Origin of the sequence: Psychrobacter sp. JCM 18901 (genome assembly GCF_000586435.1) — a bacterium.
Taxonomy (GTDB): domain Bacteria; phylum Pseudomonadota; class Gammaproteobacteria; order Pseudomonadales; family Moraxellaceae; genus Psychrobacter.
Map to the genome: position 1 here is coordinate 1 of NZ_BAWH01000029.1, position 16,109 is coordinate 16,109.

Annotated in this window: 11 protein-coding genes and 5 pseudogenes; 12 read left to right on the plus strand and 4 right to left on the minus strand. The window is 40.9% G+C overall.

Annotation, left to right across the window (positions count from 1 at the left end):
• Positions 1-28 precede the first annotated feature (28 nt).
• Both TT11_RS15655 and TT11_RS15660 read right to left on the minus strand, forming a co-directional pair.
• Positions 29-650: pseudogene (locus tag TT11_RS15655) on the minus strand (L-threonylcarbamoyladenylate synthase).
• Between the two features lie 232 nt (positions 651-882).
• A pseudogene (locus tag TT11_RS15660) lies at positions 883-1,627 on the minus strand (elongation factor P hydroxylase).
• A 254-nt stretch (positions 1,628-1,881) separates the two neighbouring features.
• On the opposite strand from TT11_RS15660, the gene TT11_RS15665 reads away from it, so the two are divergent.
• The 6 genes from TT11_RS15665 (at position 1,882) to lysM (ending at position 6,326) form a co-directional block, all read left to right on the plus strand.
• Positions 1,882-2,403 (plus strand): DUF177 domain-containing protein, encoded by a 522-nt coding sequence (locus TT11_RS15665; protein WP_261871093.1) that lies wholly within the window; start codon positions 1,882-1,884, stop codon positions 2,401-2,403.
• 323 nt (positions 2,404-2,726) lie between these two features.
• Positions 2,727-2,906 (plus strand): 50S ribosomal protein L32, encoded by a 180-nt coding sequence (gene rpmF, locus TT11_RS15670; protein WP_261863551.1) that lies wholly within the window; start codon positions 2,727-2,729, stop codon positions 2,904-2,906.
• Between the two features lie 510 nt (positions 2,907-3,416).
• On the plus strand, positions 3,417-4,301 hold the full coding sequence (gene fabD / locus TT11_RS15675; protein WP_261871094.1) for an ACP S-malonyltransferase: 885 nt from the start codon (positions 3,417-3,419) through the stop codon (positions 4,299-4,301).
• Positions 4,298-5,026, plus strand: coding sequence for a 3-oxoacyl-ACP reductase FabG (fabG, locus tag TT11_RS15680; protein WP_057758813.1), 729 nt, complete (start codon positions 4,298-4,300; stop codon positions 5,024-5,026). The genes fabD and fabG overlap by 4 nt, the downstream gene beginning before the upstream one ends.
• 271 nt (positions 5,027-5,297) lie before the next feature.
• A complete protein-coding gene (gene acpP, locus TT11_RS15685) occupies positions 5,298-5,534 on the plus strand; it encodes an acyl carrier protein (RefSeq protein WP_057758815.1) in 237 nt (78 codons plus the stop codon).
• A 282-nt stretch (positions 5,535-5,816) separates the two neighbouring features.
• Positions 5,817-6,326: a peptidoglycan-binding protein LysM gene (lysM, locus tag TT11_RS15690; protein ID WP_057758817.1), complete on the plus strand. Its 510-nt coding sequence runs from the start codon at positions 5,817-5,819 to the stop codon at positions 6,324-6,326.
• A gap of 177 nt (positions 6,327-6,503) precedes the next feature.
• Here lysM and queG read toward each other — a convergent pair.
• A pseudogene (gene queG, locus TT11_RS15695) lies at positions 6,504-7,663 on the minus strand (tRNA epoxyqueuosine(34) reductase QueG).
• 244 nt (positions 7,664-7,907) lie between these two features.
• Between queG and TT11_RS15700 the strand changes: the two are divergent.
• Positions 7,908-9,686: an NAD(P)H-hydrate dehydratase gene (locus tag TT11_RS15700; protein ID WP_261871095.1), complete on the plus strand. Its 1,779-nt coding sequence runs from the start codon at positions 7,908-7,910 to the stop codon at positions 9,684-9,686.
• 22 nt (positions 9,687-9,708) lie between these two features.
• Here the strand turns inward: TT11_RS15700 and TT11_RS15705 are convergent, their stop codons facing one another.
• Entirely contained in the window at positions 9,709-10,164 is a 456-nt protein-coding gene (locus TT11_RS15705) for a DUF4124 domain-containing protein (RefSeq protein WP_261871105.1), read from the minus strand.
• A gap of 1,031 nt (positions 10,165-11,195) precedes the next feature.
• Here TT11_RS15705 and TT11_RS15710 point away from each other — a divergent pair.
• From TT11_RS15710 to TT11_RS15730, 5 genes and pseudogenes are all read left to right on the plus strand, one after another.
• Positions 11,196-12,907: pseudogene (locus tag TT11_RS15710) on the plus strand (acetolactate synthase 3 large subunit).
• A complete protein-coding gene (gene ilvN, locus TT11_RS15715; protein ID WP_057758828.1) occupies positions 12,907-13,404 on the plus strand; it encodes an acetolactate synthase small subunit in 498 nt (165 codons plus the stop codon). The pseudogene TT11_RS15710 and the gene ilvN overlap by 1 nt, the downstream one beginning before the upstream one ends.
• Positions 13,405-13,538: 134 nt before the next feature.
• Positions 13,539-14,558: pseudogene (gene ilvC, locus TT11_RS15720) on the plus strand (ketol-acid reductoisomerase).
• A gap of 314 nt (positions 14,559-14,872) precedes the next feature.
• Positions 14,873-15,346 (plus strand): hypothetical protein, encoded by a 474-nt coding sequence (locus tag TT11_RS15725; protein ID WP_261871096.1) that lies wholly within the window; start codon positions 14,873-14,875, stop codon positions 15,344-15,346.
• Positions 15,347-15,668: 322 nt separating this feature from the next.
• On the plus strand, positions 15,669-15,881 hold the full coding sequence (locus tag TT11_RS15730) for a cold-shock protein (protein ID WP_057758834.1): 213 nt from the start codon (positions 15,669-15,671) through the stop codon (positions 15,879-15,881).
• Positions 15,882-16,109 lie beyond the last annotated feature (228 nt).

Genomic DNA, 16,109 nt, shown 5'->3' on the forward strand with positions numbered 1-16,109 from the left:
GTAGCTGTTCAAAGCAATAATTAGCTGCTTAGAGTAATAACGAATCGACATTGGCCGCACCTTGCCTGATAACTTCAGGAACGCTGCTAGTCATATCCACGATAGTAGTAAGCTTAGTTGTCTTTATACCTGCATTGATGAGACCGTCGATTTGATTGCCTAGCAAATCTTCAATCTCAAATGGGTCATCCAAAATATCGTCTCGATTAGGCAAAATCAGTGAGCTGGTTAAGATAGGTTCATCCATCGCTTCTAATAATGCTTGAGCAATGGGGTTACTAGGTACACGGATACCAATGGTTTTTTTCTTTGCATGCGCCAGTTTTTTTCGGTACGTCTTTGGTGGCAGTAAGAATAAAAGTAATTGGGGCAGGGGTGTGGGCTTTTAGCTGTTTAAATTGCACATTATCAACTGTTGCATAGTTGGCAATTTCGCTCAAGTCGCGGCATAGCAAGGTAAATTGATGCTTATCATCGAGTTCGCGGATTTGCTTAAGCTTCGCTAGGGCATCCTTTGCACCCAAACGGCAACCAAAAGCATAACTGGTATCAGTTGGGTAAATAATTAACTGATCTCTGCGCAATAGGTCAGCGGCTTGCTCAATGAGACGTGGCTGCGGATTATCGGGATGAATATAGAAGACTTCCATAGTGGTTCCTTATTTTATAATTATTGGTTTTTAATTGAGACAAATTTTTCATTAGTTAGATGTAGTTCAATTACTAGATACATTAGAAAAACTACTCTAGAACTAAAGTAGATCGATATCTTCAAAATACTACTTCAGTTATCAGTATAGCTCAAAGTAGATATAAGTTTAGTGGCAAGGCGTTACCAACCGTAGAAAATCGTTAATAAGTAGGAACGCTTAGTAATTTAAACTAAGCGCTGGTTTCAGATGAAGAAGTGCAAGCGCTAAGTAACGCAGTCAGTAAAGTCTTAGCGTCACGCGGCAGAGTATGAGGTTTGGCTATATAGCTTTCTACTTGCTGATAGACATCAATAGCAAAGGTGCTACTACTGGTGTCGAAGTCGGCAAACAAGTTATCTTGGGAGATTTGGAAATTTCGTCCACACGCCAAGGTGAATAAACACTCTAATGCTTGAGGTTTGATTTCTACACGCTCAAATGCCTGCTGCTGAGCCGCTGAGCGTCCATCTGGCGCATACCAGTAGCCAAAGTCAGATAGTTGTCTACGAGCGTCACCAGCTACGCACCAATGACTGATTTCATGCAGAGCACTAGCAAAAAAAGCCATGAGCGAATTCAATTCTGGCAGGCTTATCATTTTGAGCTGGAAAATATTCGGGTTCATCATTGCTACGAACCAATATAACTTGCTGATCAGCGAATAAAGTATTAAATAACTGTATGAGCCAATCGGTAGCTAATCGTTCGCTATCAACTATCGATTCTGCTGTGTGAGTATTGTCAAATTGAGTAATAGACAACTCTTGCCACTGACTTCTTAATTCGTTTAAATACTCATCTTTATCGAAGCACAGTCTATTATTAGGAACATTTTCAGTATGACCCCTTAATTGAATAAGCTGTTGTAGCAACGAACTTGCTTCAGCAGGAGGAAGTAAGTCAGAAAAATTCATTTTATTATCGGATAGATTCATAGAGAAGACATTGACTTAATAAATACTAAAGACAAAAAACTTTAGGTAAAAGGTAAGTAGTAGAAGAGCTTAAGCAAATTTACTATCAAAAAATCTTAACATACTAGCGCTAGCAGAATATGGCACTTTCCGTTAGTATGGCAGGCAATATTATACACCGTTTTTATGAATGAGGCCGCGCATGTCAAGCACTCCAGAAACTAAACCGTCAGCACCTCACGCTGACAATAAAAAAAGCGCCTGTATCTACTGGCATGCCTGAGCACATCTCCTTAGATAAGTGGGCAGACAATGGTTACGAATGGTCAGGAGAGGTCAAGCCAAGCTCGTTTGATCGTCTTGCTACTACTTTGAGTACTGAACATGAGCAGTCAGACATACAGCTCAACGCTAACTTGTATCGTCGCAACAACGTCTTGCATTTAGCATTTACTTTGACAGGTGATGTTTGGCTAACTTGTCAGCGCTGCTTACAACCAATCGCGATAGACTTGTCTGATGATTATGACATCGCGCTACTAGAAAACGATAGTCAGGTTCGCCTAGTTAAAGATGAACAAGATTATTTATTACTGGATGAAATCGTCACCGAGCAATCGCCAGAGCGTCTGTTACCATTTAAGAAGTTGGTAGAAGACGAGGTCTTGCTCAAAACCCCAATGGCACCAAAGCATAACGATTGTGAAATGTCTGTTGAGCAGTTTGGTGAAATACCAGAAGAAGAGGAAGGTGAAAATCCTTTCGCTGCTTTAGCCTCGTTAAAAGGCAAACTATAAGCGTCAAAATTATCTACTCAATGCATTTAAAAAGCCTTTTATCAGCTTTGTACAGAAGAGTGCAAGGCAGGGCTTTATTAATTTAATAAACATGCGTATAATGTCCGGTTTATTGCATTCGAGCAACCTGTTGCTTGCTGATAGAAACTGACTGGGTAAATTTTTTTATAAGATTCAGCCTGAGTCAGTGCTTTATGTGAGTGGCAATCTATTTAACTAATGATGCTTAAGACTTAGGTTGTTATGATTATATAGCCTCTGTCAGTATCGACTTAAGCTGAATTTCAAGCTTATCCCTTTTAAGTATAGGAGCTATATCATGGCTGTTCAAAAAAAGTCGTAAAAGCCGTTCTCGTCGTGACATGCGCCGTTCACATCACCGTATGGAAATTGCTGAACTAAGCGTAGATGCTACTACTGGTGAAAAACATCGTCGTCATCATATGACTAAAGATGGTTTCTACCGTGGTCGTCAACTGTTCAAAGTCAGCCAAGACGCCTAAGACATTGGCTCTATGATAGCTTAGGCGAAGATAGTAATAGTACTGGTGACTATTATTGTTTTTGCCTAGTTATTATTAGTCAATAAGCTTTGAGCTAAAAAAAGCCAAGTTATTTCGCTATCATATATTATGTGGCTGGATAACTTGGCTTTTTGTTATTTATAACTAGACTTATTGCTTAATTCGCTTGTTATTTTTAGTAGATTTAAAAATGTGCTGATATAATCTGCTCCTTTAATTTGGGCAGCGTTACTCTTGCTGTTTGGTTTGCATCCGCTATGATAATAGTGTCTGTCAGTGTATAGTTTACTGACAATCCGTTTTCTTGCATAAATACTTGAAGTAGCGGCTTTGTATAGCATCTAATAATATAATACACCCCATTGTTTTTAGGGATATTTCTAATCAGATAAGGAATATTGGTTATGGCTTCTGTACCCGATATGGTAAAAAAAGCAACCCGCTCGTATCGCGGTCATTTTTCCTGGACAAGGATCTCAAGCAGTCGCGATGACGAGCGAGCTTGCCGAAATCTATCCAGAGATACGTGATACATTTACCGAAGCGAGTGATGCGCTTGGTGAGGATTTGTGGGCAATCTGTCAGGACGAGGAAAAACTCAATCAAACCCAATACACTCAGCCTGCGCTTTTGACAGCTAGTATTGCTATTTGGCGTGTCCTACAACAAAAAATAGAAGAGACGCCTTGTTATTTAGCTGGTCACTCTCTGGGCGAGTACAGTGCCCTGTGTGCTGCCAATGTGATATCGCTGGGTGATGCAGTCACTTTAGTACATAAGCGCGGTCAGTTGATGCAAGAGGCCGTTGTAGGTGTCGATACTGCTATGGCAGCAGTACTAGGACTAGAAGACAACCGAGTCGAAAACCTGTGTGAACAGGCAACCGAACACGTAGAAAATGCGGTAGTCGGTGCAGCCAATTTTAATAGTCCAGGACAAGTGGTTATTTCGGGTAACGCTGCTGGTGTTAATGCTGTTATTGATAAAGTCAAAAATACTGGTAAAAAATCTGTTCCTCTAAAAGTGAGTGTGCCGTCTCATTGCGCACTTATGGAACCTGCCAGCAATGCATTGGCTGAGATATTAGCGGGTATCAAGTTTGATCAGGCAACCATTCCTGTTATACAAAATCGCTATGCACGCGTTGAAACCAGTGCGGTCGGTATCAAGCAAGCATTGACTGAACAGCTGAGCGAGCCAGTACTGTGGTCAAAAACTATGCAAGAGCTGGCTGATAAGCAAATCAATATCTTAATCGAATGTGGCAGTGGTAATGTACTGAGCAATTTGGCGAAGCGTCAGGCGCAGCCAATCGCCAGCTATCCTACTGACAAGCCTGCCCGTCTAGAAAAATTATTGGAGGTGTTATCATGAGCCGTACGATTACATTAGTGACTGGCGCTAGCCGAGGTATTGGCAAGGCAGTGGCCAAGCGTTTTGCCAAAGAAGGACACTTTGTCATTGGAACTGCGACCACTGAAAAGGGCGCTGAGCTTATTGATGACTACCTTCATGATACTGGTGGTATTGGTCGTGTTTTAGACGTACGTGATACTGCTCAAATTGACAAACTGTTTGAAGAGATTGAAAGCGTCTATGGTGCGGTACAAGTATTGGTTAACAATGCAGGTATCACTCAAGATGGCCTACTGATGCGCATGAAAGATGAAGATTGGGAAAATGTCATCGATACCAATCTGACATCGGTATATCGCATGAGCAAACGTGCTGTACGCGGTATGATGAAAGCACGCCGTGGCCGTATTATCAACATTACCTCTGTCGTCGCTCAAATGGGCAATGCAGGCCAATCTAACTATGCGGCGACCAAAGCTGGCGTAGAAGGGTTTAGCCGTACGCTTGCACGTGAGATTGGTTCACGCCAAGTGACCATCAACTGCGTGGCACCAGGCTTGATCGAAACTGATATGACAGATGAGCTTGATGAGCGTCTATTGAACTCTATGTTAGATGCTGTACCTATCAGCCGTCTTGGTCAGCCAGAAGACATCGCTGCAGCGGTACATTTCTTGGCTAGCGACGAGGCCAGCTATATCACAGGCGCTGTGATTCCTGTCAATGGCGGCATGTATATGTAGTCAATATACGAGCGTTACATAGTTATAATAAAAAAACTGTGTGAACGAGTGTAAACTATAATAAAGGGTGCTATAATGACGGATACTTTTGAGTCAAAGCCCTGTATGATAACAGGGCTTTATTAGACATCAGACAAACTGTATAACATGTCATAGAGTACTCAGACAGCATTGCTAGTCTGGCAAACGCATTTTATATACCATGCTATAGCGTTAAATAAGGCGCTATAGCAGTTTATTAAAAATAATAGATGATAACGGAGTGATCTACATGAGTAATGATATCGAGCTAAGAGTAAAAGCAGCAGTAGCTGAGCAACTAGGTATGAATGTTGAAGATATCAACAACGATGCTTCATTCATGGAAGACCTAGGTGCAGATTCTTTAGACCTAGTTGAATTGGTTATGTCATTTGAAAGTGATTTTGGTATCACTATTCCTGATGAAGATTCTGCAGAATTGACTACTGTTCAAAAAGCAATTGATTACGTACAAGCCCAACTATAATCTGCTACTTATTTAGCAGATTTATAATGCCGCTTATCTGATTAGATAGGCGGTTTTTTTATGGGTGCGTGATTGTTATTTTCAAATGCAGCAATCGAATTTAACATTGACTACGTCAATTCAACATTATTCAACATACTATTACTATCTACATCGACTCCTTTTATCTATACTCATAACAGTAAGTCGTAGAAAAAGACGCCAGTTAGATTTTCAGTATATTGTCTGACTATGTGTTTTATTAAAAGAGTGATAAATAATAATATTTCAAGGAGTAGATATATGGGTATGTTTAGCTTTGCAAAAGATATCGGTGATAAGATTTTTAACCGTGATGACGAAAAGCATGATGCTAAGACAGAAACGAAAGCAGATGCCAATACACCAGTACAAAGCAGTGAGCCGAGTGCACAATCAGTGGCAAATATTTTGTTGCGCCGTATTCAGCAGCAAAACCTCAATATCAGTAACCTAAAAATCAAATATAATGGTTCTACAGATACTGCAGAAATCAGTGGTAATGCTAAAACTCAAGCTGATCGTGAAAAAGCAATTATCGCTATCGGTAACGTGCAAAACGTTGCAAAAGTTATTGATAACATCGATATTGAAGAAGATGCACCTGAATCTACAATGTATACGGTAAAGTCTGGTGACAGCTTATCTAAGATTGCTAAAGAAGTTTATGGTTCATCTGGCGACTATATGAAGATATTCGAAGCAAACAAACCAATGTTATCTGATCCAGATAAAATCTATCCAGGTCAAGTATTACGTATTCCGAAGCCATAATTCTAGAAGAAGCGTATAGAACAATAATATTTTAAATATGACATTCTAATGAAAAAGCCTCTTATTATTAAGAGGCTTTTTTTATGTTGTACACTTCAAATAAACACTTTATCTCAGGAATATTTGATAGTCATAAAATAATTGGTTAATTGGTTAATTGGTTAATTGGTTAATTGGTTAATTGGTTAATTCTAGCTTATTGTGCTGCTCAATTAGGGCCCATTCAATATGCTCATCTAGCATGTCATTATGTAAGGTCAATTTAGATTTTAACTGTTCGACTACTTCTAAGCTGGCATTAGCATTGCCAAGGCCAATAGCGATATTACGTAAAAAAAATTCACATAGCCCGTGCGTCTTAGCGGACTACCTTGAGTGTTCTTCATAAAGTCGGCTTCTTGCCACTGCCATAGTTCAAGCAAGCTACTATTGTCTAATCCATGTCTTGGTGCGAAGTCATCGACGGTAGTCAGATTGGCATAACGATTCCATGGACAGATTAACTGACAATCATCACAGCCAAAGACCCGATTACCAATTTCGCGTCGATATTTGGTATCGATGACGCCATCATGTTCGATAGTCAAATAAGAGATACAAGCAGAAGCGTTGAGCTCATGGGGCGCTACAATTGCTTGAGTAGGGCATATGTCAATACAAGCGCTACAACTACCGCAATGCTCCTTAACTGGTTTGTCATCGGGTAGCTCAAGGCTCAAAAATAGCTCACCGAGTACAAAAAATGAGCCAGCTTGCTTATTTATCAGTAGTGTATGTTTACCTGTCCAACCAAGACCTGCTGCATCTGCAATCGGCCGCTCAAAGATAGGCGCCGAATCGCTAAAAGGTCTAAACACAAATTCTTTCTCTGAACCGATATCTAAATGTTGCCATTCAGGAAGCATTGTTTCTATCTTCAAAGCCAATTGCTTTAAACGACTACGCATTGTCTTATGGTAGTCGCGCCCTCTTGCATAACGCGCGATGATGCCTTTATTGGGATGATCGTTATCAGTGACAGCACGCGGTGTGGGTGCTTGAGTTAGATAGTCCATACGTACGCTGATGATGGTCTTTGCGCCTTCGACTAGCTGATCAGGATGAGCGCGCAGATCATGGTTGTTGTGCATAAACTGCAGCTGGCCCTCATAGCCTTTATCTAGCCACTTCTGTAGTTGTTCAATCTGCTGAGTAAACAAAGGATGATGCACAGATAAAAAACCACAATCAGTAAATCCTAATGCCTGTGCTTGTGCTGTAATCCACTGCTTAACATCAGCTGTGGTTGTAAATACAGTTGGGTTCGTAATGGCGATTTTGTTTTTATCAGTAGGCATAGAGAGTAGGTGCTTATTAGATGGTTTTCTCGTTTGTTTTAATCAGATTATTCATATCTGACAATCAGAGATAATGTAAATACCGCTATGATAAGCCAGTGAGCAATGAGTGCAAGTATAAAAGAAAATAAACTCACATTCATATTGATACATAAGTCGAGATAAGCTTTTGCTAAGCTGATATGAGAAATAAGCAACCAAATTTAGATAAAATAAAAATTAGTAGCAACACCAAGGATGAGTTATGAGAAATAGTACCCATTTATCACCTATAAAAAATACACAACCTATTGCGCTATATAGTAGTGAGCAGATTTATGCGATGGAGCAGGCTTGGTTTGCAGAGGGGTACGATAGTTTTGGTTTGATGAAACAAGCTGCTTGGCAAATGACACAGCAAATAGAGCAGATTTATGAGCGAAAAGCCGTCAGTGCCAGCCATTTTACCAACACTAACGTTTATCACCGTAGTGCTCATCCACATCGGGCAAGTATCTGGGTAGGGAAAGGTAACAATGGTGGTGATGGCTGGCTTATCGCTCATTATTTACAGCAAGCTGGCTGGCAAGTAGAAGTAATAACGGTTGGCTTTAGCGAAAATGATTTTGATATCCATGATCAATCAGTAACTTCTAAAAATTCTAACAATGGAGACAGCGATAGTAGCAATATTACTGACGCGACAAAGGCATTACAGATAGCTTTAGCGAGCAACTGTAACTATCAACGGTTTGAAGATGTTGTTAATCACGATGATGCGGATAAAATAAACTTGCTAGCTGATGTTTATATCGATGCATTATTTGGTATTGGCTTAGATCGTATACCAGAAGGTATTTATGAATTAGCTATCAATACCTTCAATAGTCTTACTCAACAAAATCACGCACTGGCAATAGCAGTTGATATTCCGAGTGGGTTAGTAGCCTCTACTGGTGGAGTGTTCGAGCGTATAGCAATACAAGCTGACGTGACTCTATGTTTAATTTCACGCAAGTTTGGTCTACACACTAAAGATGGTACAGACTATAGCGGAGACGTAGTCGATATACCGCTGATACCTTATCAGGTAGGCAATGTAGCATTTGAGCCAGTTGCCACGTTGATGACGGCTGCACATAGTATGAATCTGCGTCGCCAAAACAGCTATAAAGGCAGCTATGGTCATGTGCTAGTCATTGGCGGAAATCGCGTCGATGGCTCTCAGGGTATGGGTGGTGCTGCCATACTGTCTGCAGCCAGTACGATGGCGACAGGTGCTGGTAAAATAACAGTTGCCTGTCATGAGGCTTTTCATGGGTCGTTACTGACTTCATTGCCAGATGCGATGACCATTAATCTACATGACGCAAGCGGCGTAAGAGATTTAATCAAGCAGGCCAGTGTCGTTGCCATTGGGATGGGACTTGGCCGTGACGAAAAAGCCAACGCATTATTTATTGATTATGTACAGGCTGCTATAGAGAGTGAAAAATCAATTGTGATCGATGCTGATGGTCTTTATCACTTGGCATCAATGCACATGGGTAATCATGAGCTAATAACAGAGTTACGAGAATACAGTACTAATCATCGGGTTTGCTTGACGCCACATAGTGGGGAAGCAGCTAGACTACTTGATCAAAAGATAAGTAAGATTGAGTCAAATAGACTGCAAGCTATAAAACAGTGTGCTGCAACATATGGCGGTGACTGGGTGTTAAAAGGGGCAGGATCTTTAGTGCTAGAGCAAGAAAAGGGAGGAGAAAACGTATACGTATGTAATGTAGGGAATGCTGGCATGGCAACCGCTGGCATGGGTGATGTGCTATCTGGGGTGACCGCTGGACTATTGGCACAGCAAGATTTATCAGCAGAGGCACGTAGCTTACATCAAGCGGTTCTTATACATGGGTTTGCAGGAGATGTATTGGTGAGTCAAGCGAATAACAACACCAATACATTGCTAGTGGGGCAAAGAGGGCTACAAGCTCAAGATATGCCAGCAGCCATTCGTCACGTCATGCAGCTTATGATAGTTTGATATTTGCTTTCAAGAGATTTGACTAGGTAGAAGGGTTGGAGCAATACTGAGTAATCGCTTGCTGTACGCGCTCGCGCTTAAGCTCAATCTCACGACCATCTAGATACTGGCGTTTGCCGTTAGCATCCATCTCATAGATACGTCCGCCTACATTTAGGTTGGTCAAGTTATTACGTAATGACTGGCAGCGTTGGGCATTAGCCTGAGCTTCTTGTTCTTTAATACGTGCTTCAAGTGCTGCTACTCGTTGTTCTTCTGCAGTTTGAGCATTGCTGCTCTGGTTAGGATCTGTTTTTCCTGCCATTTGCCCTGCATTGTTCTGTCTACCATCACTACGAAACTCAATCAGTTCGATATTTTTACCGACTTGCGGCGCATGTTGGCTATATTTTACTTCACCATGTGCCCCAATTGATTTATAAACTTGAATAGCCTGACTGGCATTCATGGACAGCATTAGCATACACGCAGTACTCATCAACAGTTTGGCAGCGGTATTTATCTTAGACGCATATGCATAGTAGCAATCCTCTTATTTAATAAAAATCAAATGTATATGGGTGTAAATATAACATTTGAACGTTTTATTGGTAGTAATAATGTATCGACTATCGATTCTAGCAAATAATACTTATCAATGTATATTATTTAATAACTAATAGTTTGGGATAGGCTTTAGAAGTTTTTCTTGACAATAACTCGTAAACCATCGAATATAATAGCAGTTGATTGGTCAGTGAGCGGCTTTTACGATGTTGCCGTGGCACTTGAGAAAGAGAACTACAAGTTACTTATCGGTAGCTTACGCAGTTTTATTTCCTTTGTGATAATGATATAGCAAGCATAGTGGCATAACGACCACTATTGGTAGCGATACATTGTCTCCGGACTTATCTGTCTACAATGACTAAGATAAACTTATTATTTGAAATGTGCTAAAGGTGTTTTTAGCAGTTGTATCAAACGCGATATAATACGCCGTTGAGAGATTTCCCCAAAGCCTATTGTAAGTTCTAAAGATCTTATAATTTAGCATTGGTTATGAAGTTTTTTTGCTTGTGTATATCGATGCATCTGTACAAATAAAGTCACACGAATAAAGTCACAATAGGTACTTGCTAGTATCGAACCTCAATAATAAGCGCCTTCTTTCATAGATGCACTCGCATCTTGTCACTGTATATCGATAAACATCCATCACAAAGCTGACCTAAAATACACTGCTGCGTTTGATTAGTATTGTCCTATGAGACAGTTTTGATTAAACCTATTAGGCAGATATTCTTGATATGGACAAGAATTAGCGATCATTCAGTAAGTGAAAATAACGACGGTAAGTAATTATTTTTGCTCATAGAATCCCGCAAATTCTCGCCGCAAAAAAAGGTGATGACAGTGACGCAAACCACGCAAAGTCCGAACATGACGGGACATACCCAAACGGGTAATGCCGCCAAAAATTTTGAACAAAAGCAACAACGTCTTGCAGAAGGTAGTGCACAGCCTGTGATGCTATCGGGCGCTGAAATGCTGGTGCAAGCACTGACGGACGAAGGTGTTGAATACATCTTTGGCTATCCAGGTGGCGCGGTCTTACACATTTATGATGCGCTGTTTCAGCAAGAAAATATTGAGCACATCTTAGTACGTCACGAGCAAGCAGCGGGCCACATGGCCGATGCTTATTCGCGAGTGACTGGTAATACAGGCGTCGTGTTGGCCACATCAGGCCTGGTGCGACCAATACCGTGACAGCTATTGCTACTGCCTTTATGGACTCTGTACCAATGGTTGTGATCGCAGGTCAGGTGCCAAGCAGCCTAATCGGTGAAGACGCTTTCCAAGAAACAGATATGGTAGGCGTATCACGTCCTATCGTTAAGCATAGCTTCCAAGTACGTCATGCTAGCGAAATCCCAATGATTGTAAAAAAGGCATTTTATATTGCCCAGACTGGTCGCCCAGGCCCTGTCGTCATTGATGTGCCAAAAGACATGACCGCGCCTAGCGAAAAATTCGCTTACGAATATCCAGAAGAAGTTTTTATACGCTCTTATCAGCCTTCACTCAAAGGTCATAGTGGTCAAATCAAAAAAGCCATTGAAACGCTATTAGCAGCGCAGCGTCCAGTTGTATATGCAGGCGGCGGTGTGATTTGGAGCAATGCGCACGAAGAGTTAACAGATCTTGCACATCGTCTGAATTTACCAGTGACCAACACCTTGATGGGTCTTGGTACGTTCCCTGGCTCTGATCGTCAGTTCTTAGGTATGCTTGGCATGCACGGTACTTACGAAGCCAATATGAGTATGCACCATGCTGATGTGATTTTGGCCGTCGGCGCGCGTTTCGATGATCGTGTGACCAACAACGTTAAAAAATTCTGCCCTAACGCAACCATCATTCATATCGATATCGATCCTGCTTCGATCTCAAAAACGATTCTTGCGCACATTCCTATCGTAGGCGATGTGAAGTCAGTCTTAACGGACATGCTAGAGATTGTTGGTCAAGACAAGCAGTTAGAGCAGCACGCATTGCTCGATTGGTGGTCACAAATTAATGAGTGGCGTAAGCGTCATGGCTTACGTTATGACACCAGCACAGATAATGGTATTAAGCCACAAAGTGTCGTACAAGCTCTAGATAAAGTGACTAACAGTAACGCTATTATCACAAGTGACGTCGGTCAGCATCAGATGTTTGCGGCACTTTACTATACTTACAATGAGCCACGTCAATGGCTGAATTCAGGTGGTCTTGGTACCATGGGTGTTGGTCTGCCGTATGCAATGGCTGCCAAACTTGCCAATCCTGAGCGTGATGTGGTTTGTATTACTGGTGAAGGCTCTATTCAGATGAATATCCAAGAGCTATCAACCTGCTTGCAATATAACTTACCAGTTAAAATTCTGAACATTAACAATGCGCAGCTTGGTATGGTGAAGCAGTGGCAAGATATGCTTTATGAAGGTCGTCATGCCCAGTCTTATATGAACTCCTTACCAGATTTTGTGAAATTGGCTGAAAGCTATGGTCATGTCGGCATCAAAATTACTGACCCTGCGACCATGGAAGCACAATTGGCTGAAGCAATGGCTATGAAAGACAAACTGGTATTTATCGATGTTTACGTCGATCGTAATGAGCATGTATATCCAATGCAAATCGCTGGACAGGCCATGCGTGATATGTGGTTAACAAAAGGGGAGCGTACCTAATGCAACAACAACATCTGATTTCGGTATTGATGGAAAACGAAGCGGGTTCGTTGTCGCGGTTAGTCGGCTTGTTCTCACAACGTGGCTACAATATCGAAACTTTGAACGTCGCACCTACTGATGACCCAAGTATCTCACGTCTAACAGTTACGACCATTACGTCACCTGAAAGAATTGAGCAAATCACCAAACAATTGCATAAATTGATTGAAGTGGTTAAAGTGCTTAATCTGACAGAGAACGTACACGTTGAGCGTGAATTGATGCTCATCAAAGTCCGTGCAACGGGCGGTGTGCGTGAAGAGATTAAACGTAGCGCAGATATTTTCCGCGCACAAATCGTCGATGTAAATTCGAACTTATATACGATTCAAATCGTGGGCGACAAAGCCAAACTTGATGGTTTTATCGATGTGATTGGCCGTGAGCGCATTATGGAAGTGGTTCGCTCAGGTGTGATTGGTATTGCCCGCGGTGAAAAAACACTAAGCATTTAATTATTTATCAAAACCAGTTTAAACCAATATTTATTTATCTAATCAACAAAGCGCTTATCTTAGTTATTATATTGACTACAGCATAAGCGTTTACTATCCATGGCAAGCCATGATTGAGAACAAGGACTCTATTTATGAACGTTTATTATGACAAAGATTGTGACCTATCTATTATCCAAGGTAAAAAAAAGTTGCCATTATCGGTTACGGTTCACAAGGCCATGCACACGCGCTTAACCTACAAGATTCAGACGTCGATGTAACTGTTGGTCTACGTGCAAACTCAAGCTCATGGAAAAAAAGCTGAAAATGCGGGTCTAAAAGTTGCTGAAGTAGAAGAAGCGGTAAAAGCTGCTGACGTTATCATGATTTTGACGCCTGATGAGTTCCAAAAAGAGCTTTATAATGATGTGATCGAGCCAAACATTAAAGAAGGCGCTACACTAGCTTTCGCTCATGGTTTCGCAATCCATTACAACCAAGTTGTCCCACGTGGTGATCTTGATGTCATCATGGTTGCACCAAAAGCACCAGGTCATACTGTACGTTCAGAGTTCGCTAAAGGTGGCGGTATTCCTGATCTTATCGCTATCTATCAAGACGCTTCTGGTCAAGCCAAACAGTTAGCATTATCGTATGCTGCTGGCGTAGGTGGTGGTCGTTCAGGCATCATCGAAACAACGTTCAAAGATGAGACTGAGACGGATCTATTCGGTGAGCAAGCCGTACTTTGTGGTGGTGCAGTAGAGCTAGTTAAAATGGGCTTTGAGACACTAACAGAAGCGGGCTATGCACCAGAAATGGCTTATTTCGAATGTCTACATGAGCTAAAGCTTATCGTTGACTTGATGTATGAAGGCGGAATCGCTGACATGAACTACTCAATCAGTAACAACGCTGAATACGGCGAATATGTTACTGGCCCTGAAGTTATCAACGAGCAGTCACGTGAAGCCATGCGTAATGCACTAAAACGCATCCAGTCTGGTGAATACGCGAAGATGTTCATCTCTGAAGGCGCAACCAACTATCCATCAATGACTGCGCGTCGTCGTAATAACGCTGATCATCAAATCGAAATCACTGGTGCCAAGCTACGTGGCATGATGCCATGGATCGGCGGCAACAAAATCATCGATAAAGACAAAAACTAAGTTTTATACCGATAAAAGTCTTATACCGATAAAAGTCTTATTCAGATAAAAATCTGATTTAGATGAAGTAGCCCGTGTTATCACTTGATAGCATGGGTTTTTTTATGCAAAGTATTTGATAGGCGCTTTGCGCTTTGATTTGAATCGGGGTTATCGGTTGAAAACTATTAATTGCTACCCAATATAAGCAGGCACCTTAACATTGGCCAAAGCGCCTTTGCGATCAACATTTATCATTGTTCTTACCCGTTTCTAAATATTCGAAGCGGGCGGATGCTTCATTCTCACTTTCTATAGATAATAGGTTGTATGCTGTGCAAATATCTTATTCAGACTGGCTAACGCCGCAATTCGTATATATTACTCTTAGCGCTGTGGTAGCAGTTTTAATTTGGATAGAAGGGGAGATGCTCAAACAGACCGATGGCAAACTGCCTCAATCTAAGTTCTTCAAAGTTAGTTCATTGTTAGATACGCTATGGTTCTTCATATCAGTGGTGATTTTATACGTTATTGATTTGACCCCGTTAGCTATCACAGTGCCTGCTGCATATGGCATATACACGACCTTTGGTTGGATATATGGTACCAAGCTACTTAAGCGCAAAGGCATCCCTGACTCTCCTAAAGATTTGGTCATTCCATCAAAATATATTGCCTATAGTCAGTCATTTTCATTGGTGTTTTTTTGCGTTATGTTTGCTCGTATTGAGTTCAGCATGGCTACCAACATCGTCATTGCAATGATTGATATTCCAACCTATCATCATCTATGTCGACTTATTTAATTAGTGGTTTACTGATGAAGTTGTAGTACATCTATAAATAAAAACTATTTTATATCAATAAGATATAGAGCTGATTACTATCGATGTTAGCTTGCAACAATAGTTAGTATTTATTTACAAAAATCAGCAATTTAGACTGTTCCTACCATGGAAAACTGTTATAATCAGACTGTACTCAAGATATTTGAGGCAAAAAATCCAAATTTTCTTTAAGATTATTTAGCATTTTTGGCCGCCGCATTTAGCAGAAAATATTAGGGTATATATCAATTAATCGGTGATGACACAAGTCTCGCCAACAGTTAAAGAGTCAGGAAAATTTATGTCAGATAAAGTTGAAGGCACTGTAAAGTGGTTTAATGAAGCTAAAGGTTTTGGTTTTATCGCTCAAGACAACGGCGGACAAGACGTATTCGCTCACTACAGCGCTATCCAAGGTAACGGTTTCAAAACTCTAGCCGAAGGCCAAAAAGTGTCTTTCATCTTAGGTGATGGCAAAAAAGGCCCACAAGCTGAGCAAATCGAAGCTATCTAATCTCATTTATTGTTGAGTTAACTGCTTGTCAGTAAACTTAATGACAATAAGATTATTAATATGCATTGATTACTTTGTTTGTTAAAACAATAAAAATACTGTATCGACTTTAAAAAAAGCAACCTCTTATCAGGTTGCTTTTTTTTATGGGGATTTTTTTGATATGACAAAGTGTTGCTAATGTAAAGTGCTATTGATTTTGACGGTTAACATCATCAGGTAATAACG